General features: G+C 44.9%; 22 protein-coding genes and 1 other RNA gene. 8 read left to right on the top strand and 15 right to left on the bottom strand.

Annotation, left to right across the window (positions count from 1 at the left end; translation table 11 throughout):
* Window positions 1–73: 73 nt before the first annotated feature.
* On the bottom strand, window positions 74–1,213 hold the full coding sequence (dndB, locus tag QUA74_RS27090; protein WP_333335208.1) for a DNA sulfur modification protein DndB: 1,140 nt from the start codon (window positions 1,211–1,213) through the stop codon (window positions 74–76).
* A 257-nt stretch (window positions 1,214–1,470) separates the two neighbouring features.
* Here dndB and QUA74_RS27085 point away from each other — a divergent pair, with 257 nt between their 5' ends.
* From QUA74_RS27085 to QUA74_RS27075, 3 genes are all read left to right on the top strand, one after another.
* On the top strand, window positions 1,471–3,063 hold the full coding sequence (locus QUA74_RS27085) for a DGQHR domain-containing protein (RefSeq protein WP_333335205.1): 1,593 nt from the start codon (window positions 1,471–1,473) through the stop codon (window positions 3,061–3,063).
* 97 nt (window positions 3,064–3,160) lie between these two features.
* Window positions 3,161–3,412, top strand: a complete 252-nt coding sequence (locus QUA74_RS27080; protein WP_333335203.1) for a DUF2281 domain-containing protein — start codon at window positions 3,161–3,163, stop codon at window positions 3,410–3,412.
* Window positions 3,413–3,805: a type II toxin-antitoxin system VapC family toxin gene (locus QUA74_RS27075; RefSeq protein ID WP_172191416.1), complete on the top strand. Its 393-nt coding sequence runs from the start codon at window positions 3,413–3,415 to the stop codon at window positions 3,803–3,805.
* A gap of 12 nt (window positions 3,806–3,817) precedes the next feature.
* Here the strand turns inward: QUA74_RS27075 and QUA74_RS27070 are convergent, their stop codons facing one another.
* From QUA74_RS27070 to QUA74_RS27010, 13 genes are all read right to left on the bottom strand, one after another.
* A complete protein-coding gene (locus QUA74_RS27070) occupies window positions 3,818–4,390 on the bottom strand; it encodes an endonuclease/exonuclease/phosphatase family protein (RefSeq protein ID WP_333335214.1) in 573 nt (190 codons plus the stop codon).
* A 60-nt stretch (window positions 4,391–4,450) separates the two neighbouring features.
* Window positions 4,451–4,876 carry a hypothetical protein gene (locus QUA74_RS27065; RefSeq protein WP_333335200.1) on the bottom strand — a complete coding sequence of 142 codons (426 nt, stop codon included), beginning with the start codon at window positions 4,874–4,876 and terminating at the stop codon, window positions 4,451–4,453.
* Window positions 4,877–4,886: 10 nt separating this feature from the next.
* A complete protein-coding gene (locus QUA74_RS27060; RefSeq protein ID WP_333335197.1) occupies window positions 4,887–5,357 on the bottom strand; it encodes a DNA phosphorothioation-associated protein 4 in 471 nt (156 codons plus the stop codon).
* A 134-nt stretch (window positions 5,358–5,491) separates the two neighbouring features.
* Entirely contained in the window at window positions 5,492–5,821 is a 330-nt protein-coding gene (locus QUA74_RS27055; RefSeq protein WP_333335194.1) for a nucleoside triphosphate pyrophosphohydrolase, read from the bottom strand.
* A gap of 12 nt (window positions 5,822–5,833) precedes the next feature.
* Window positions 5,834–6,490: a Uma2 family endonuclease gene (locus tag QUA74_RS27050; protein ID WP_333335193.1), complete on the bottom strand. Its 657-nt coding sequence runs from the start codon at window positions 6,488–6,490 to the stop codon at window positions 5,834–5,836.
* Complete coding sequence (locus QUA74_RS27045) at window positions 6,480–8,546, bottom strand: AAA family ATPase (RefSeq protein ID WP_333335190.1); 2,067 nt, start codon at window positions 8,544–8,546, stop codon at window positions 6,480–6,482. Before QUA74_RS27045 ends, QUA74_RS27050 begins: the two co-directional genes overlap by 11 nt.
* Window positions 8,543–8,818 (bottom strand): hypothetical protein, encoded by a 276-nt coding sequence (locus QUA74_RS27040; protein ID WP_333335187.1) that lies wholly within the window; start codon window positions 8,816–8,818, stop codon window positions 8,543–8,545. Before QUA74_RS27040 ends, QUA74_RS27045 begins: the two co-directional genes overlap by 4 nt.
* A gap of 85 nt (window positions 8,819–8,903) precedes the next feature.
* Window positions 8,904–10,250, bottom strand: coding sequence for a DNA phosphorothioation system restriction enzyme (locus tag QUA74_RS27035; protein WP_333335211.1), 1,347 nt, complete (start codon window positions 10,248–10,250; stop codon window positions 8,904–8,906).
* 96 nt (window positions 10,251–10,346) lie between these two features.
* On the bottom strand, window positions 10,347–10,916 hold the full coding sequence (locus QUA74_RS27030) for a Uma2 family endonuclease (RefSeq protein ID WP_333335185.1): 570 nt from the start codon (window positions 10,914–10,916) through the stop codon (window positions 10,347–10,349).
* Window positions 10,917–10,950: 34 nt separating this feature from the next.
* Window positions 10,951–11,394, bottom strand: coding sequence for a hypothetical protein (locus QUA74_RS27025; RefSeq protein ID WP_242723709.1), 444 nt, complete (start codon window positions 11,392–11,394; stop codon window positions 10,951–10,953).
* 198 nt (window positions 11,395–11,592) lie between these two features.
* Window positions 11,593–11,973: a phasin-related domain-containing protein gene (locus QUA74_RS27020; RefSeq protein ID WP_333335181.1), complete on the bottom strand. Its 381-nt coding sequence runs from the start codon at window positions 11,971–11,973 to the stop codon at window positions 11,593–11,595.
* Between the two features lie 23 nt (window positions 11,974–11,996).
* Window positions 11,997–12,093, bottom strand: an RNA gene (gene ffs / locus QUA74_RS27015) — signal recognition particle sRNA small type.
* A gap of 23 nt (window positions 12,094–12,116) precedes the next feature.
* The gene (locus QUA74_RS27010; RefSeq protein WP_006632991.1) at window positions 12,117–12,383 is read right to left on the bottom strand and encodes a YciI family protein; all 267 of its coding nucleotides are present in this window, start codon (window positions 12,381–12,383) and stop codon (window positions 12,117–12,119) included.
* A gap of 120 nt (window positions 12,384–12,503) precedes the next feature.
* Between QUA74_RS27010 and QUA74_RS27005 the strand changes: the two genes are divergently transcribed.
* Window positions 12,504–13,058, top strand: coding sequence for a 2'-5' RNA ligase family protein (locus tag QUA74_RS27005; RefSeq protein ID WP_333335178.1), 555 nt, complete (start codon window positions 12,504–12,506; stop codon window positions 13,056–13,058).
* A gap of 138 nt (window positions 13,059–13,196) precedes the next feature.
* On the opposite strand, the gene QUA74_RS27000 is transcribed toward QUA74_RS27005, so the two are convergent.
* Complete coding sequence (locus QUA74_RS27000; RefSeq protein ID WP_333335176.1) at window positions 13,197–13,883, bottom strand: ComF family protein; 687 nt, start codon at window positions 13,881–13,883, stop codon at window positions 13,197–13,199.
* Window positions 13,884–13,955: 72 nt separating this feature from the next.
* On the opposite strand from QUA74_RS27000, the gene QUA74_RS26995 reads away from it, so the two are divergent.
* The 4 genes from QUA74_RS26995 to QUA74_RS26980 all read left to right on the top strand — a co-directional run bounded on the left by QUA74_RS26995 (window position 13,956) and on the right by QUA74_RS26980 (window position 18,458).
* Window positions 13,956–16,442 carry a putative PEP-binding protein gene (locus QUA74_RS26995; RefSeq protein ID WP_333335173.1) on the top strand — a complete coding sequence of 829 codons (2,487 nt, stop codon included), beginning with the start codon at window positions 13,956–13,958 and terminating at the stop codon, window positions 16,440–16,442.
* Between the two features lie 301 nt (window positions 16,443–16,743).
* Window positions 16,744–17,190 carry a hypothetical protein gene (locus QUA74_RS26990; RefSeq protein WP_333335171.1) on the top strand — a complete coding sequence of 149 codons (447 nt, stop codon included), beginning with the start codon at window positions 16,744–16,746 and terminating at the stop codon, window positions 17,188–17,190.
* A gap of 233 nt (window positions 17,191–17,423) precedes the next feature.
* A complete protein-coding gene (locus QUA74_RS26985; RefSeq protein WP_333335168.1) occupies window positions 17,424–17,975 on the top strand; it encodes a hypothetical protein in 552 nt (183 codons plus the stop codon).
* Between the two features lie 24 nt (window positions 17,976–17,999).
* Window positions 18,000–18,458 (top strand): hypothetical protein, encoded by a 459-nt coding sequence (locus QUA74_RS26980; RefSeq protein ID WP_333335166.1) that lies wholly within the window; start codon window positions 18,000–18,002, stop codon window positions 18,456–18,458.
* Window positions 18,459–18,633 lie beyond the last annotated feature (175 nt).

Here is an 18,633-nt window from a genome sequence, read left to right as displayed (position 1 = left end):
GTTAATAGTTGGGATTCAATCCAGTCAAGCAAAACTTTCCATTATATCATAAAATTATTTTGCAAGAGGTCTATTATCCGCCTTCATTGTGGCACGGGCGTCCCGCCTGTGCTGCCTCTGCGGTTTCCAAACCCAAGCGATTTTTCAAATAATCAGTCATCCAACTAACACTCGCCCTCGACTTAGAAATCCCCCCTTTCAACAAAATCCCATTCTCCCAATCAGGATTAGAAATCGACCAATCAACCTGCTGCAAAAGGCTCAAACGTTCCTCCCAACTCTCAGGAAAAACCGACAGCAAAGCGGCCCCAACTTCCCCCAAACTCTCAAGCACAACACTGTGACAGTGTACGCAATCCCGGCGCATTTCCCCCGCCGCAACTTGCTTGTGCAGAACTAATTGCCAATCTGGAATAAAACTGCAAACCGCATTCCAATAACTAACCGCCAGTTGTATTTTTTGAGCAAGTTCTTCCTCTTTCTGTTCTTTTTTGGTGCGAGAACCAGAGAGTTTTGCCTGTTCGCTGCCGTGAATATTAGACAGCAAAGCCATGATAGCACGATCGATCGCACTCAGCGTAAACAATTTGTGCGATCGCCCGTTCAAACTCCCCTTCTCCATCTCAGTCAAACACCGGAAAACCTCAACCTGCTTAACAACAGCCTTCACCACAAAAGCGCGATCGTCCCGGTGGTTGTAAAGTAGACTGAGTGACGCCTCCAAAGGAACTTGAAAACCGTTCAAATCAGCAAACATCTGCTGCGATTTTTCCAACCCAATATCCAGAAACAAAATCAGCGCCACCGTCTCATATCCCAACTGCGGATTTTCTCTCAAAGCCATCTCAAAAGCCGCCCGTCGATGCTGTCCGTCATTAATAGTAAACTTAGCATCCATCGGCACTCGCAAGCGACCGATTTTCCGTTCTTCGGCCTCATTTCCCACTGCTTCAAAAGTAATATCCGCATCAATCGAAGCAGCAATTGCCCCACAAGTATAATTTGTAGGATTCTTAACAAAATAATCAGCAATTTCGGGAATCCTAGCTTTGTTAAGCGCGCGTTTCGCCCGCATAGACGGCGGCAATTCTTCAGATTCAAAGGGGAACAATTTCGGCAAAAAACGCACTGGACACATCGACACGTAATATTCGCGGCCCGCTTGAATGCCCCGAATTACCGGCAAAATGTATTCAAAAGAAGGAGTAGACATATTTTAGAATGGGGCATTGGGCATGGGGCATTGGGCATGGGGCATTGGGCATGGGGCATTGGGCATGGGGCATTGGGCATTGGGCATGGCAATTAAGCATTAATAACTATTGAGTTTTTAGAAGTTTTATGGTAATGAGGTGGGCTATTAGGGTATAGCTTAAGTATTTCACAATGTTTTTTTAAAAACAAGTGTTGACATAAAGTTTAATATATGATATTTTGTGAAAAAATAGCCTAATTATATAAAAACCGCCGATGAACACCAACCCAGCGGATGACCTCGCTATAAAAATTTTAGAAAAAGAAAATAGCGACAGACAGGAAATCGCACTTTTATTAGATAATTATTTAGGAAAGGACGATCGCATTTTCGTACAAAAAACCCAGATGGGAAACAGCGAAGCATACATCGGTTCAGTCACCCTAGAATGGTTAGACTCTCGCGTCCGTTTCGCCTCGCAAATGCCGCTTTTTCGCCAAAAATTTGACCTCCAAACCAACAACATCGTCCGCGACGACGAAACCATTGACGAAATTATCCAGCGTCCCTTAGATTGGTCGCGCCAAGCCACCCTAACTCAATATTTAGCAGCCCGAAAATCGCACAAATTCCCCGCAGTTTTAGTAGTCGTCAGTCCCCCGTGGGTAGACAATCCTCTAGCCGAGGAATGGGATAAAAATGGCGTAGCAACCAAATCCGCGACTGAATTTACATCCTTTGATAAAAACGAGAACTTAGGGCTTTTGAATGTCTCTCAAAAAGTCTCAATTTTTGCCTTAGACGGCCAGCATCGGCTGATGGGAGTTCAAGGTTTAATGAGTTTAATTAAAACCGGAATCCTGCAAAGATACAACAAAAATAAAAAACCTGTCGGCGCTGCAATTACTCTGGAAGATTTAGCAGAAGAGTATCAAATCGACCCCGAAACAGTGTATAAATTAGCTCACGAAAAAATCGGGATTGAGTTTATCCCGGCGGCGGTAGTGGGGGAAACGCGACAGCAAGCACAACGGCGCGTGCGATCGATCTTTGTGCACGTTAACCTAATGGCGGTAACGCTGAGTCAGGGCCAGCTAGCATTATTGAACGAGGACAACGGATTTGCGATCGCAGCCCGAAAAATTGCCGTTACCCATCCCTTATTAAAAGAACAAGATGACAGAAACCCCCGCGTGAATTGGGACAGCGCGACAGTCGCAGCGAAATCAACTGTGTTAACTACATTGCAAGCGCTGCAAGATATGTCCGAACGGTATTTAGAGTACAAATTCCCCCATTGGAAGCCGGAACGAAAAGGTTTAATCCCCATGCGTCCCGAAGATGAAGAACTAAAAGAGGGAATTGAAGAGTTTAAAAAATTGTTCGATCATTTAGCAACTTTACCCAGCTATCAAAGAATTGAAAGCGGCGAAGAAACGGCCGAATTGCGCCGATTTAGTTTTGAAAAGCCAGGGGGTGAGGGAAATATTTTGTTCCGTCCAGTCGGTCAAGTTGCTTTAGCTAATGCTTTGGGAATTCTAGTATTTAGAAAGAAACTTTCCCTGAAATCTATTTTCGACAAACTCCGCAGATTCGATGTGGATGAAGGATTTAGCCACATGGACAATCCTGAGTCTGCGTGGTACGGGATTTTGTACGATCCGAACAAAAAGCGAATGCTAGTTTCTGGAAAGGATTTAGCAACGAAGTTAATTGTATATTTGGTGGGGGGAATTCAGGACGATATGGATAGAGCTCATTTGCGGCAAGCGGTAGCGGAAGCGAGGACTTTTGAGGATAAAGCTATTAGTTTTAACGGCCGATTTGTGCAGCCGCAAGAGGTAGGATTGCCGCCTGTGCTGAGCTAAGTTTTTCTTGGGCAAAGTCCACAGCGACGAAGACTGATAAAGCAGGGAGCAAATGGGTTTTGTATAATTGAATCTGCACCTTACCTAGAACCAGATTATGACCATCGCTGAACAGATTTACGCAATCGTCAAAACCCTTCCCAAAGACCAAGCCAGCGAAATTCTCACTTTCGCTGAATTCGTTTGTGCCAAGCACCTGAGCGCAAACCAACCAACAGACACCCTAGACTCTGCGATTCCTTGGACTGAACTTGTTTTTTCCCTTGCTGGAACTTGGGCAAAAGATTTTCCATCCCTGGAAGATATTCGTGCTGAATCCGGACAAGACATCCTGCGGGAGAGTCTGTAAATGTACGTTTTGGATACCAACACTTTGATCTACTATTTCAAAGGTCAAGGACAAGTTGCTCAAAACCTTGCTAATGTTTCTCCCCAGGAAATAGTCGTTTCTACGATCGTCCTTTTTGAGTTGCAAGTCGGCATTGCTAAATCCAATTCGCCGGCAAAACGTACCCAACAACTTCAGCAATTTTTGAGCAGAGTTAACGTTATTCCTTTCGATCGCGATGCTGCTCTTGCGGCTGCTACAATTCGCGCCCAGTTGGAGCAACAAGGTACTCCCATCGGCCCGATGGATGTTTTGATTGCAGGGACAGCCGTAGCCCTCCAAGCGACTCTCGTCACCCACAATGTCAACGAATTTTCTAGAGTTTCAGAACTCGCAATCGCAGACTGGTATTGACTAAAAAACGTCTCACAATCTGGCTTCCTTTAACAAAATAAGTTCGGCTCCTACAGGCAAATGATCGGACTCTGTTGCCTTTAAAACCGAACTCGATTTAGCACCCCAATGCTTTGAATACCAAATATAATCAATCCGGAAAACCGGATAATTTAATCTCCAATTCGACCTTTTTACCAAGAATTTAAGTTCCCAACCGTGAGGCCAGGTAAAACCAAACCCAAATCCAGATTTTCGGAAAGAATCTTGCATGACTTTCTGCACCCTGTCATAGTCTTGAGTTTCGTCGGTCATATTAAAATCGCCCGCGACAATTACTGGCAGAGTTTCTCGCTCAACTCGCTGCACTAAGTCTTGAATTTCAGGCGATCGTTTGTCATATTTGTAAACTGGAATTTTGATAAAACCCAATTTTTTAGATATCTTCAACCACGGCCCGGTAGCTTGCATATTATAAATCACTACTTCTTGTTCGTTAAATTTAATAATTGCCCGCTGCTGTGTTTCTGGATGGCCAGCTAAGTGCAGTATTTCGCTGGATACAATTGGGTATTTACTGAGAATTCCTACAGGGTGAGTTCCAATTTGATAGGGGTAGTCTGCTTTTAACCAGGTGAAAGCTCTTTCGCTATGTTTCAGAACTATTTATTGTAAAAATATAATATCTGGTTGTTGCTGCTGAATCAGTTTAACTAAAGTTGGTGACTGAGTTTTATACCAACTGAGATTATGAGATAAAACTTTGATGCTAGGCTCCGAATTTGTGATGTTTATTGGTTTGGGGCTAAAGTATTTAATGTGCAGCCAACTTATTAGGATAATGCAGGCGATCGCAGAAATAATAGTGAACCATCTTTTTTTGAGAATTGACACTCCGATGATCGGAAGCAAGAAAGTTGGGAATAAAATTAAGGGGCTAAAAGTGCTAATTAAGGCAATAACCCACAGTCGATCCCAAAAAATTAGTTTGAGAATGAAATAGCAGATAATAAATGCTGAGTAACTGTAAGCGAGAAATTTTGCAGCTTGCTTTAAGCCTCTCTGGATTATATCTTTTGGGATGTGCTTCATGGAAAACCTATTAAAATAAAAACTTGCTTAAATCGAATTCTTCATTTGACCGATGTTGGTTATCTCTTTCAGAAATCAAAACCAACAACAGGCGATCGGTATAATCCGCCGCCCCCCGCAACTCTTCTCGCAAAATTTCCAGTCCACCATTAGCATATTCTTCAAAAATTTGCAAGCGTTCTGCTTCCAATTGTTCGTCGAGATGGGAGAGAATTTGAGGATTTTTGGTTTCGGCGATCGCAATTAACTTAATCGCCATATCGTAACCCCTGGATACAAAAATATCAACATCTATCGCACCCGGTTCTCGTTTAGAAATTTCCCCCAAAGGCGATCGTTTTTTCCGCTGCTTTCCCAAGGATGCGGCGAAAGCGATGACATCGGCGTAAGTCTGGAAAGGGCCAGTGTTGTTATCCGATAAAGTTAATGATTTGACTAACTCCGCTTTATCTTTAGCAATTCTAATTTTGTTAGCAACCATTGCAAACTACTATCTCAATTTTGACAAAAATACATCTGTAAATAATCTAATTATATCCGCAAACTTGGCAATTTTTATAAAGTGCGGGTGGGATATATTGTAGGGCGCGCTAAACCCGTTCCTACAGGTATTAGTTATTTTCTACTTTTTGTCCGCAACAACATAATTTTTTGTGCAAAACCTCCTCTTGCTTCCCGCCGCTTCATTTGTTCCGCCAAAAGTCGATCGCCCGAAATGCCAAAACTCGCCATCACCGCATCTATTACCTCATACAAATCCGCCAATTCCGCCACCAAATCTTCCTCGTCAGCCTCCGCCGCTTCCCCCGCTTCTTCAATCAATTTCTGCATCAAAGCTTGACGGTATTCTGCGTCCGACAAAATTACAAACTCGCATTCATTCCCGCTTTGGCGAATAATTTCAGGAATGCGATCGCGCACCAACTTATGATACTCTTTTTCCACGTCAAACTCCTTTCAACCTTGACTAAAAGTTTGAATCAACCAGCGATTAATTTCCCCATCATCTTGGGTTTGACTCCGGTTCAAAGCTTCCTCAACTAACCGGATTTCCAGCCCCGGTAAAACCCGCGACTCTTGAATTCTCCCGCTACCTCCGCCATTAATCGCAAACGCAAAAACCTCCCGCGTGTTTGCACGTTCCACCCAATATTCACTAATTCCTGCATTTTCGTAAAGCAACCGCTTACTGCCTAAATCATCGTTAAAAGAAGATGCACCAATTTCTATTACCAAATTAGGCGGATCGTATTCATCCAAATCAACAGGTGAATTACTGTCATTAGGAGGAACTCTCAAATCGGAACCGATGTAGTAAGCTAAATCAGGTTGAAACTCGCGAATACCTGCTTTCCTAAAACTGGCATTAGCAAATTGAACTACTCGGATATTTCTCAATGTAGCAAACAGAATAACTACATACGGGATGATTGAATTATGACGCGCGTGCAATGGCCCTACTGGTGACATTTCTACCCTCATGTGTTCTTGATAGTAATAAAATTTGCCCTTTTCCCATGCTGAATCCTCAGCAAAATTTAGAAACTCTTCCCACGTCGCCTTCACCCAAATATCCGTTTCCAAAGCCTGCGTAATTGCCGAATTAGAAGCCATAATCCACCTCTACAATTTCTGTATATTCAAATTCATTGGGACTGCGCTTAACTAAAGGATAGCGCGTCCCGCCCAGTTCGATCGCATCTTCTTCACAATCAGCTTTGGGAGAATTGTACACCAGCACGTATTCCCGGCCCGTGCAACTTTCCATCTCTTGAGCAACTTCTCCGCGCCACTGAGTTTTAGTTACCAAAACTACCAATTGATTCGCCAACTTCGGCAGCTTATTCGCGATTTGCTTGCGATAAATCTCGTCCAAACTCCCAAAGGGAGAATCCATCACAATTGGAAATGTACTGCTATCCGGGCCCATCAAAGTATTCTTTTGACTCCACTCACGCACGCCCTCAATAATTCCGCCGATAAACGATAAACTGAGAATTTGATTTTCTCCTGTAGAAGCGGCAACCAAAGATTCTCTACCCGACGTATTTTCTACTAGCGTCAGTTCGTATTTATCGCTCAACTTGGGGATGTAAGGAGTAAAAGAAATTTGACTAAAAATATCTTGCACCCGTTTTTCCAACTGAGAACAAAACTGTTTTTCTAAGCGCGAGCGCACTTCAGTTAGGCGATCGATCGCATCCTGAGTCGCAGCAATCCGGCGCTGGGCTAATACTTGCCTTTGCTCATTCAGTTGCTGCTTATCGATTTGCTTGTCCAAAGCCGACACCTGCACATTCAAACTCTCAATCTGCTGCTGGTTAGAGCCTGTTTCCCGGTGCAAATCGCCAATTTTTGCCTCAATTTCATCCAAGCGCTTTTGCAAGCGGCTGACATCGCCGTCAGGAAAATTTCGCAACTTGTTGTGAATATCGTCTAACTGCGTTTCCACCTTAGAAAGTTCGGTTCTGTCGCGGCTGATGTTGCCTTGCTGCCGATCAATCTCCTCCCAAAAATCTGCCACTTGCCTATCAAATTCATTTACCCGATCGCTAATCCGAATAGTATTTTCTTCCACATCGCCAACACCCGCTTTATCCATCCAACCGCTAACATTTTCGCAAGCTTCAGAACCCTCCACTAATTCCGCACCGCAGATACACCGCTGCTGCGCTAATAACTCTTCCAAAAACGGCCGTTGAATCCCCGAAAGCAACTCGCCTTTCTCCCGTAAACCACCGACAATCACTTTAAATTCAGCCGCCGCATCCGACAAAAATACCGCGTAACCGCGCATAGAAATTGCTCGTTTCATCGCATCTGAAGCCAGAACAATTTGTTGCTTAAATAAACTCCGCTGCTTGGACAATTCCTCTCGCAACTGTTGCCACTCAGCAGCACCGCTGATTTCCAGCAAATCACCGTTAACTGCTTTTTTGACCTCACCTTGATGAGTCAACTCCTGCTCAATTTCCACTTGTTTTTGTAAAAGTTGTTCAACCTCTTCCTGAGATTTTTGCTTATCTTTTAAAAGTTTCTTGATTTCGGAACCGCCGATCATTCTTAAATCTGTTTCTAGTGACTTTTTGGCATCTCCCAAATGTCGGATCGAGCGATTCAATACCTCTACTCCCAGCAATTCCTTAGTAGCTTCAGCAATTTCGGCTTTCTTATCGTGCCGAACAATTTGCTCGATTCGCTCCCCATCAAAAAAGAAATATTGATGCAAACTTTCCGGCAAAATCCGTCCGATAATATCATCTGGATGCTGCGGTGGCAGCACACAGCGACCGTCATCCCTCACTACCTGCATCGACAATTCGTTTTTGATGTGTTCTACAGTATTTTCACTTTTATAAGCGCGGCAACTACGCTTTGTTTTGTAGCGCCTGCTGTCGTGTTCAAACACGATTTCCACCCAACAATCTACTCTTTTACCCGGTTTTGCTTCCGCAATAGCGCGTTTATTGACTAATTGTTCTTCCGCAGCAACAGCCGCGCTAAGTTTTCCGTAAAGTCCCCACGTAAAGGCATTCATCAAGGCCGTTTTTCCAGCACCGTTATTACCGTGAATTACCGTAATATTTTGCTCGCCCCAAGCAAGCTTAATTTCGGGAGTTTTGCCGTGAAACTGCCTAAAATTGCACAGAGTAATTGAAATTAACTTCATACAATTGCTTCCTTAATAATTTTCAAAATGTCATCGCTAATATAGCGGGGAGCCCTCATGTAGAGTTTATCTTTTTCAAGTTCCAATACCCGCTCGATAATTTGTCGAACTTCTGGCGGCGCGCTAGTAATTGGTTCCTGTACGTCGCTGAATTCCTGATGAGTTTGATAAGAAGAACGCTTTTCTGCTAAAATGCTTGTCGGTAAGGCTGCGATCGCACTATCTTCATATCTAAATGCCATAATCAGATTTTCATGCAGATTTTCAGTCATTTTTTTTCAAATATTAAAAACTAGCCACTCAAACTGCGATCGAATAATTCTCTATTCTCAAACATAAACCGAAGCTTAATAAATGTCAAATGTCTAATAGACCGTAACGCCTCTGAAGTTGCAACAATTTCACCCTAGCTTCCCCAGCATTGTCGGCTAAATCGGCAAATTCCAAGAACCGCTTCAACTCTTTTCGCAGCAAATTGCGCTCGACTTCTAAGGTTTCTCTGCCCAAATCTGGAGGCAAAACTATCATGTCAAATAAAGTTGCCCTTTCCTTCCCCGGATGCGGCCGCAAAATCCGTCCCCGGCGCTGAATAAACTGGCGCGGATTGCTGCTGCTTGCTAAAATTACAGCATTGCGAATTGCAGGAATATCCACGCCTTCATCCAAACACCGAATCGCTACCAAACCTTGCAATTCTCCACTCTCAAATTGCTGACGTAATCGTTCTCTTTCTGCTAAAGGAGTGGCCGCCGTATAAGTGTTAACTCGGTAGCCTAATTCTGAACCCAATAACTTCGCGGTTTCTGTTAGTTGGCGGTTGTTATTTCGGCGCGCACCTCCTTCAATCGCACCGTCGCCACAGTAAAATAAAGTATGGCTTGTGTCGAGACGGTGAATCATTAATTCTCGCAAAGCTACTAATTTATTAGCAGCCGCTCCAATCAACCGGGCTCGCTGCATTAATAGAGTCGTTAAAGCATCGTTTTCTTCTACTTTTTCATCGCCCCAAAGCGCCCAGCCAATCTTTTGAGTTAAGCGGGAATACTTGCGGGTTTCGGCTTCTGTCAATTCTACTAAAATTGGATAGTATAAATAATGTACTAATGCTTTTTGGCGGATGGCGTCAGCTAAGGTGAGTTCCGGCTGCAACACTGGGCCGAAATAATCTAAAATAGCTTCGGTTCCCTCTTCGTCGAAATGCCTTTCTGGTGTGGCGGAAAGGGCGAGTCGCAGTCCAATATTGCGCGGCAAACTTTGTCCTAAACGGGGCGCGCCTAAGTTGTGAACTTCGTCTCCAATAATCAGGGTTTTTTCTGGGAAATAGCGCAGTTGCGATCGCAAACTATCTCCCATTAAGGTAGCATTAGTAGTGATGATTGTGAGAAATGCTCGATCGCCCGCTCGCACTTCATACAAACCCCCAGCCAGCTTATTCTGCCAAGTGCGGGCGCTATCAAAAGCCAAAATAGGTTTTAAACCAAATTTCTCCGATTCGCGCGCCCACTGATTCACCAGGTGACAGTAAGGGCAAATTACCAGCAGGACTTGCAGGTTAATTTTATTGTATAATTCAGTGGCGATCGCCAGTGCAGTAATCGTCTTGCCGCTACCCGTCGCCATCTTCAGCGTACCGCGTCCCTGATTCGCAAACCAATTAGCAACCGCCACTCGCTGATACTGTCGTAATTGCAGCGAGGGCGGCATTTTCGGAAACCCAAATTGCGAATTATTAGCCGTTGAGCGATTCACCTTTCAATGTCGTTAGATGCAAAATTACCCTGACTCAACTGTAACTCATTTCTAATTAAAACTTAACAGCCCAAACAAATCATCCGCCGACAGTTGCAAATCCGACAGCACATCGAGCACAGGTAAAATATCTTCATTCTCTTTAATCTCAGGTTCCTGCTGCGGTTTAAAAACAATTACCCATTCTTCTTCCGGGTCAATCAGCCAACCTAATTTAGTATGATTCTTCAGGCAAAACAGAATCTTCTTAATCACGCGAGTTGAACTTTGCTCCGGCGATAAAACCTCAATTATCCAATCCGGAGCAATTTCAAACCTATTTTCAATTTCTTCCTGAGAATTCAGAGGAATGCGCCACCACTCAAATACTGCTAAATCTGGAACAACAGCACATCCCCCAAAAGTACAGCGCAATTCAGGAAAAGCAAAAGCTAACTTTTGCGGTTGGCCAACTTGATTAATAGCGGATGAAAATTTGATTTGTAACGTGCTGTGTTTTCCTTGTGGCATATCTTTTTGATAAATTTGACCATCAACATACTCGCTAGCCGGCTTAGTCTGTGGCAATAGCAGAAACTCTTCCAGAGAAATCTTTGACGGAGACTGAATTGACGTTACCATAAGCCATTAACCCCTCAACAAATCAACTCCGCCATTAAAAATCTGCATCGCCGTCTGTTTCCCAATCCGCACAACTCTCCGATTCCACACCAGTAGGGTGCATCGCACAAACCAACAAATTTCCCCCATAAACTTGACCGTGATAGTTGCGACAACCACGACAAGCCGGCTGCTGCGTCGGCGAAGGGTCTACATAAGTCACCATCGACAAATCTATCTCATCAAACTCCGGGTCGAAGTCGCGGCAAATTTCAATTATCGGTTCGATAAATTCATTAAATAAACCGTCAAATTCATTGAAATAACCGTCAATGTCGTTAATCAGATTATTTTGTACTTCTTCTGTAAACTCTTCCGACATTTTTGCCAAAACGTCCAGCATTTCGACAAACTCTTCGCCCATTTCGCTGAAAAAATGCTCTACTTCAGAAACAGCATTTTCCATTACTCCGAAAAAATCTTTAGACCAATCTTCCATGAATTTGACAGCTTGCTATTACAAAATATTTTACGGACAAGTGCAGCCAGCCTCAAGTGAAGTGCTTGCACCTACTTTCAATTCTATTACCTATTGCCTGATATCCGTCCACATCTGACAGGGGAGATATTCAAAAAGGGAACTCAAGAGTATTATCCTGAGTTCCCTTCATGCTTTGCTGAGCGAGCTTTTTTGAGTTTAATCTCGCTTCAGCCGCCGCAATTCCTCTTGTAAATTCTGCACCTGTTCGCGGAGCTTGTCTACGCCGCCTGTCTCTTTAACATCTTTTGCCGAGACATCTTCTTCCTCAGAAATAATCTCAATCCGCCGAGGTTCAGCGGGTTTTTCGTTCCCAGCCGATTCTACGGGAGGCTGCTGCTGAGCCTGTTGCACCATATCATCAACAAAGCGGCGAGCTTCTTCCGTGGACATCTCGCCACGCTTGACTAATTCGTCTGCCAGCTTTTGGGCTTCAGTGCGTAATTCAGTTAACTTGCTGCCAGCTTTTTCACCCGCATAGGAAGCGAGCCCGACACCAAGGTAAACTGCTTTTTGTAAAATATCTCCGAAACCAGGCATAGGAGCTACACCTCATAAAACTGGGTGAACCGGAGACCACGCCTATTACAAGCATCCCGTGTTGCTGCTACCTTCCGGTCCTGACAAGATTTGGGCGTTGGAATCGCGTGGGTCCAGTTCATTTATGAGTATAACACAGTTATTTATTCTTCAACCACACACCAGTGATAAATTTCATAAATAACGCAACCATTCTTCACCAGCGGGTCTTCAGCGACGATCGCCTTCGCCTCATCCATCGAACCAGCCTCAAACAGCAACATACCGCCGCCCCGCCGCCCCCAGTAGCCAGTTTTCGCTCGGTGTCCTTTAGAAATCAACTCTCGGACATAAGCTCTGTGAGCTGGCACGTATTGGTCAAAGACAGGCTTTTCGACAATTCCTTGCTCAATTTTGACAAACCAAGGCATTTTTATTTGGGATTTTAGATTTTATATTTTAGATTGAGAATGGGTGATCAGCAATGGGATCTAGGGCAAATGCTCTATATTCCATTTTCCACCATCCTTTCTTAACTGCGATGTTATCCCATGAACCAGTCAAAACAGCGATTTTTTATTGCCTTAGTGCCACCTCCCGATATTGAACAGCACATTACTGAGATTAAACTATATTTTGCGGAACACTACAACAGCCGCGGTGCTTTGAATTCGCCGCCGCACATCACGCTGCAACCTCCTTTTGAATGCTTAGCGGAGAGTGTTCCCAAACTAGAGGAAAGTTTGAACCAGTTTTCTGCAAACCGACTCTCAATTCCCGTTACTCTATCCGGTTTTGCTGCTTTTGCCCCCCGTGTCATTTACGCTGATGTTGTCAAATCACCCGAATTGCTGGAGATTCACAAAGATTTGATGAGTTATATCGAGGCAACTTTGGGAATAGTCGATCGAGTTTCTCAGACTCGCCCATTTGTACCGCACATGACAGTAGCCTTTCGCGATTTAACTAAGGATAATTTTCAAACGGCTTGGCTGGAATTCTCCGGGCGATCGCTCCACTTTGAGTTTACCGCTTCGGCATTAACTTTACTGCTTCACGACGGCAGCCGGTGGAACATCAGCAACCAATTCCCGCTTTCGGCCTAAACACTCTCTCTCTTCTTTCTCTTCCTTCGCGGACTTCGCGTCTTCGCGGTTCGTTTTTCCAAATTTTTTTTCTTAGGAAATCCTGATAAATATCATTTCCTCACTACAAACCTGTTTAAAATTAAAGCCAGTCACAGCTTACCGATCGCTCTTATTCGGAGTTGCAAGTGCCACAGTTCCATAAACCGAAATTCCCGACAGTTTCAATATTTTAATTGCCGACTTAACCGTAGTACCGCTAGTGTAAATATCATCAACTAACAGCACTCGATCGCGCGGGAGCCGGCGACGAAAATCTTTGCCCAAACTTAAAGCATTTTTCATTTCCGCTTGCCGCTGCTGTGGCGTCAGAGCGAATAAAGCCTGAGTATTTTTCACCCGCTCCAAACCGTGCCGCTGCAAAGGCAAACCAGTCAGCTCACAAAAACTTTCAGCCAAAAGTTCCGCTTGGTTAAAACCGCGCTCCTTGACCTTTTCTTTGTGCATGGGAATCGGTACAACTGTTAGATTGTCTATAGCTAATTCGGGAAAACTCAGCCAAGATTCTGCCAGCCAGCCGCCTAGAGGTTTGGCTAATTGCGGATTGCCGTCATATTTCAAAGCTGCGATCGCCCGTTTAAGAGCCCCGCCGTACTCACCCCACACAAAAACACGCTGCTCTGAATCCCAAAATCGACCCGGATCGCTTAACTGACATCGCTGAAGTTGCTTGTGACAGTACGGACAAAACTCTCCGGCGGCCGGTCGCTGACAAAGAGGACAGTTAGACTTAAGAAATAGATTGAGAAAAGATTTGACTAATCCCGTCCATTGTCGCTTTTTCATCCTAAAATTGTGGTAAGTGATTAATGGGAAAAACTATCAAATTCAATTTGTTTCCACGGACAGGCTCGTAGCGTGAAAAACCTCTACTGGTTAGACAAAATTCAACCTTCAGACCGAGATGCAGTGGGAGAAAAAGCATTTTACTTGAGCTGTTTGCTCCAGAAAAATCATCCCGTTGTACCGGGTTTTGTCGTGCCAGCTACAACATTCTGGCAGTTTTTAGAGTCGATCGAGTGCCTAGAACCGCTGTTTGCTGACTGGCCACACTCTTCCTTGCACTTGAAGGTCGATGAACCCAGACAACTGCAATCGATCGCCCGCAGCATCCGCCACCAAATCCTCGCCGGCAAACTGCCAGATTCACTGCTCTCCACCCTAGAGTCTGCTGTTAGTCAACTCAACTCAAAGTCAAACTTAAACTCCACAGCCTTAATTTTTCGCCCTTCCCTGACTTCCTGGAACCCGAAAACAGTCGGCATTCTGGAATCTCAGGCAGTACGGGCAGAACCCGAAGCCATTGGGGCCGGACTCAAACGAGCTTGGGCAGAAATGTTCAGAGCCCGAAGTCTATTTTACTGGCAGCGGTGCGGCCTGCGGGTACAGCAAATCAATCCCGCAGTTTTGGTGCAGCCACTTCAAGAAGCCATCGCCGCAGGCGAGGTGAAAACAAAGGCGGGTGCACAGTGGGAAATCCAAGCCACCAGCGGTTTGGGATTGTCCCTCGCTAGGGGAGAAACCATCCCGGATTACTATCAAGTGCAGCCGGAAACAAGCGCGGTTAAATTCCAGCGTATCGGTTACAAAACATTAGCCTACAATCTCAAAATCGGCGATGGAGAACCGAAAAAAGAACTGCATATCGGCAAGTTTGCTGCTTTTTTAATTCCTGATTCTTCATTCCTAATTCCTGATTTTCCTGAGAGTTGCGTGGAAGTTTTAGGGCTGGGAGAGGAAGGACAAACAGAATACGTTTTAGAGGAATTGCAACTGCAAAAAGTCATTGAATTGAGTAAAAAAGTGAGCGCCGAATTTGACTCAGATTTAATCTTAGAGTGGACGCTAAACCAGAGAGAAAACAGCAGCGAACCGCAGTTTTATTTCACTCAAGTTAGTCTTGTCAAAGGGGAAAAAGTCGCGCCGATAGAGGAAAATCCGATCGCCCTCCCGCAGCCAAACTCGATCGCCCCAGCCCGAACTCCTGCGATACTTAGAGGTGTGGGAGCAGCATCAGGAAAAGCAGAAGCAATTGCCCAAGTTATGACTAATTCCCACCCAGAAAACGCGGAATTCTTAGCCGGAGGCATTTTGGTAGCCCGGACAATCGAGCCGAATTGGCTGCCTTGGCTGAAGGTTGCTGCTGGGGTGGTGGCGGAACAAGGAGGCATGACCTGCCACGGCGCCATTTTAGCTAGAGAATTGGGGATTCCCGCCGTTGTGGGAGTGACCGGGGCCACTCGGGCGATCGCCTCGGGCGATTCCGTTTTGGTAGACGGCGATAGCGGAGAAGTTTTTGCCCTCGCCCAACAGGATGCGATCGACACAGGAGACAGCCGCCGACTTTGGGACACAGCAAAAAATGCCGATCTATACAGTACAGCAGCCAAAATGTCAATAGCCAAGCACCAATCTTCTACCTCTGATCGATCGTCCAATTCCGGGCCTAAATCTCGACAATCTGAGTCTGCCGAATATGTTTGGGGGCCACCAACGGCGACTCAAGTGCTAGTTAATGTCAGCCAAACAAGTTCGATCGACCGCCTCAAAAATCTGCCAATAGACGGCATCGGATTGCTGCGATCGGAATTAATGGCATTGGAAGCTTTGGACTGTCAAAACCCCAAAATTTGGTTGCAAAACGGCCGCCAATCGGAATTTGTCGATCGCATGGCGGATTGCCTGAGTTTATTTGCTGCTGCAGTTTCGCCGCGGCCGATATTTTATCGCTCTCTGGATTTGCGCGAGTCAGGCGCCCACGGCAGTTTCAGTAATACCTTTGAACCCGAGTTATTTGATTGGGAACTGTGCGTACTTCAAAAAGTCTGGGAGTCAGGCTATACAAATGTTAATTTAATTTTGCCTTTCGTGCGTTCAGTTGACGAGTTTATCTACTGCCGCCAGCGCTTAGAAACAGTTTGGAAAAACCGCTCAGCCGACTTTCAACTGTGGATTATGGCGGAAGTTCCTTCGGTGTTATTTTTATTGCCAGATTACGTAAAAGCAGGAGTTCAAGGAATTTCCATCGGCACCAACGATTTAACCCAATTGCTGTTAGGCATTCACCGCCACTCCGACCTGGTAGCAAGTGCTTTCAACGGGCGCGATCGAGCAGTGATGAGGGCGATCGAACAATTAATCCTTCAGGCCCGGGCTGCCGGCATTCCTTGCTCGATCTGTGGCGACGCTCCAGCTTTGTATCCCGAGACAGTTGAATCCTTTGTGCGGTGGGGGATTTCGTCTATTTCGGTCAATGTCGATTCTGTAGAACAAACTTGTAGGGCGATCGTCCGCGCCGAACAGCGCCTGCTGCTAGAAGCCGCTCGATCGATAATTAACAATTAACCACTCCCGGACGCACTTGACCTCAGAAATCCCGTTTCTACTCTAAATCATAGCCTTGGCAAGCAGCTACCCGCTCAGAAACCCGGTTTCTAGACAACCCGTGCGTCCAGCACTATTAACAACTACAGAAACCAGATTGCTGAGTAGATATAGCAACCGAGTCCGACAGTGAGGACATTATTAATTGCTGGAACATGAACTCTTATATTGCTTCTTCCTTCTTTTTCCTTCCGCTATCACAATATCTGATTTTAAAGCTAGGATAGAAATATCACCAACACTTGACCCGAAGGTACAAACAGTGAAATCAAAAATTATTGCAACAGCAGTAATACTTGCAGCCCTCGGCTTTCTGCCTCCCCACCCAGCATTATCTCAACCTGCAACTGACGGTGGCACAAAACCCGGATTCTGGCAACCTCAAGCGCAGGTTGACAATACTCGCAACATTACCCTCAGACTGTTAAATGAAACGGGATTAAACCTAGAATACGGTCAATCAGGTGCCAGCTTGTCATCCTTGCCCGTCGGAGCCAGTAAAAACATCATTGTTCGCATCAGCAATCGCACCGGCGACATTGCCAATATTCCGATTAATGCCACAGGAGGAACCACAAGTTTGAAATACGACTATAACGTTGACTCGCAGAAAAATATTGTGACGATTCGCATCACCAGATCGGACGGCCGCACTAGGCAAGACAGGTCAGTTTATATTGATGAAAAAGGGCGAGTTTACTCTTTCTAAGACTGACGCTCATCAACCCGGTTTATTCTAATAAATCTTGGTTTGAGCAGCGATGTATCGGAAGCATCCCGGTTTTGTAAAAAGCGTTTTTTTAGGAGTGCGAGCATCCTGCAAAGCTTTGCCTATATATCTCGCTTGGAACACCCTGCAAAGCTTTGCCTATATATATCTCGCTTAGAGATATCACAGCGAACACTCCGATGTAAAAGTGCGTAAATTATGTTTCAAAAAGTATGAATCAAGTGCAGCCCCTTTCCATCGCAGGCATTTACGAAGTGTGTATTGGCGTAGCCGATGCGATTCCACAACTGCAATATTGGGAGCAATTTGGATATCGGATCGGTCAAATCGGAGAATTATCGGCATCCGAGGCTCGCGAATTATATGGAGTTAGTTCAAAAGTGCGATCAATTCGACTCTATCACCAAGATGCGGATCACGGATTAATTCGCTTGATGATTTGGGAAAAACCTACAAACGATGGTTTGCAAATGTCGTCAATGAAGGTGAAAGGCAACCGTTGGGCAACTACTTTAACTGCTGATTTGTTGAATATCCTCAACCATGCCGAAGATGCTGCATCTGCCAATTTGTCGGTCAAATATACATCCCCGCATTGGGAGATTATTTACAACAAAGAGCGAAAACCGCGTCCTTTTGTCGAGGAGGCTGTCGGAGTGCGTGAGATGATGCTTTTGCAGCCTTTGAGTCGGCAAGTTTTTTTTCAAAGATTCAATTATGCTTTGCCTAATTACGGGAAAATCAATTCAAATGCTTTTTTTTAAACCAGTCAAATTACACACATGGGAATGGTAATTCAAGATGACAGCAAAGAAATGCTGCTATTTTATGAAGAAGTTCTGGGGTTGATTCGGGCGCGCGACGATGTAGAAACTACCTTTGAGTCTTCCCTCGCCGGAAGGGAGATTTTTAAGCTTCAGTCTGGGGAAGGATTTGTGGTGACAGCTTTTGATGACCCCCGATCGTCGAAAACAGATTTTCAGGCCGCGCGATCGGGTAGACTGTATATTCTGAGGTTCCCGAGTTCGATCGCACTAGGCGATCGATTTGAGCGCGCCAATCCCGGATGTTTGGGAATGTCGCTGTACACATATCGAGTGTCTAGTATTGCAGAATATTTTCAGCGAGTCAAAGCCAGCAATGCACAAAAAATCACAGAAATAGTCGCTAATGAATTTGGGGAACAAAGTTTTTCCTTCATTGCACCTGACGGATATTTTTGGACATTGATAGAATCAGGTCTGTAGTGAAGAATGCAAGTCTTAATAAAAATCAGAAGACTTGCATTCTTCACTACAAATTAATTTGACTGATATCAGTTCCGGTTACACTCCTTATGATATAGCCCACATTCCGCACCCCAAACTGGCACATAGTCGGATTGAGGGGGTAAAAGTGAATCACCCGAGACAATGGTGAGTA

Origin of the sequence: Microcoleus sp. LAD1_D3, assembly GCF_036702135.1 — a bacterium.
Taxonomy (GTDB): domain Bacteria; phylum Cyanobacteriota; class Cyanobacteriia; order Cyanobacteriales; family Microcoleaceae; genus Microcoleus.
This window is presented reverse-complemented; position numbering and strand designations above follow the sequence as displayed.

Bases quoted from the DNA above. Each gene is read 5' to 3' on its own strand.
- dndB (WP_333335208.1), bottom strand. From the start codon at position 1,213: ATGTCTACTCCTTCTTTTGAATACATTTTGCCGGTAATTCGGGGCATT.
- QUA74_RS27085 (WP_333335205.1), top strand. From the start codon at position 1,471: ATGAACACCAACCCAGCGGATGACCTCGCTATAAAAATTTTAGAAAAA.
- QUA74_RS27080 (WP_333335203.1), top strand. From the start codon at position 3,161: ATGACCATCGCTGAACAGATTTACGCAATCGTCAAAACCCTTCCCAAA.
- QUA74_RS27075 (WP_172191416.1), top strand. From the start codon at position 3,413: ATGTACGTTTTGGATACCAACACTTTGATCTACTATTTCAAAGGTCAA.
- QUA74_RS27065 (WP_333335200.1), bottom strand. From the start codon at position 4,876: ATGAAGCACATCCCAAAAGATATAATCCAGAGAGGCTTAAAGCAAGCT.
- QUA74_RS27060 (WP_333335197.1), bottom strand. From the start codon at position 5,357: ATGGTTGCTAACAAAATTAGAATTGCTAAAGATAAAGCGGAGTTAGTC.
- QUA74_RS27050 (WP_333335193.1), bottom strand. From the start codon at position 6,490: ATGGCTTCTAATTCGGCAATTACGCAGGCTTTGGAAACGGATATTTGG.
- QUA74_RS27045 (WP_333335190.1), bottom strand. From the start codon at position 8,546: ATGAAGTTAATTTCAATTACTCTGTGCAATTTTAGGCAGTTTCACGGC.
- QUA74_RS27040 (WP_333335187.1), bottom strand. From the start codon at position 8,818: ATGACTGAAAATCTGCATGAAAATCTGATTATGGCATTTAGATATGAA.
- QUA74_RS27035 (WP_333335211.1), bottom strand. From the start codon at position 10,250: ATGCCGCCCTCGCTGCAATTACGACAGTATCAGCGAGTGGCGGTTGCT.
- QUA74_RS27030 (WP_333335185.1), bottom strand. From the start codon at position 10,916: ATGGTAACGTCAATTCAGTCTCCGTCAAAGATTTCTCTGGAAGAGTTT.
- QUA74_RS27025 (WP_242723709.1), bottom strand. From the start codon at position 11,394: ATGGAAGATTGGTCTAAAGATTTTTTCGGAGTAATGGAAAATGCTGTT.
- QUA74_RS27020 (WP_333335181.1), bottom strand. From the start codon at position 11,973: ATGCCTGGTTTCGGAGATATTTTACAAAAAGCAGTTTACCTTGGTGTC.
- QUA74_RS27010 (WP_006632991.1), bottom strand. From the start codon at position 12,383: ATGCCTTGGTTTGTCAAAATTGAGCAAGGAATTGTCGAAAAGCCTGTC.
- QUA74_RS27005 (WP_333335178.1), top strand. From the start codon at position 12,504: ATGAACCAGTCAAAACAGCGATTTTTTATTGCCTTAGTGCCACCTCCC.
- QUA74_RS27000 (WP_333335176.1), bottom strand. From the start codon at position 13,883: ATGAAAAAGCGACAATGGACGGGATTAGTCAAATCTTTTCTCAATCTA.
- QUA74_RS26985 (WP_333335168.1), top strand. From the start codon at position 17,424: ATGAATCAAGTGCAGCCCCTTTCCATCGCAGGCATTTACGAAGTGTGT.
- QUA74_RS26980 (WP_333335166.1), top strand. From the start codon at position 18,000: ATGGTAATTCAAGATGACAGCAAAGAAATGCTGCTATTTTATGAAGAA.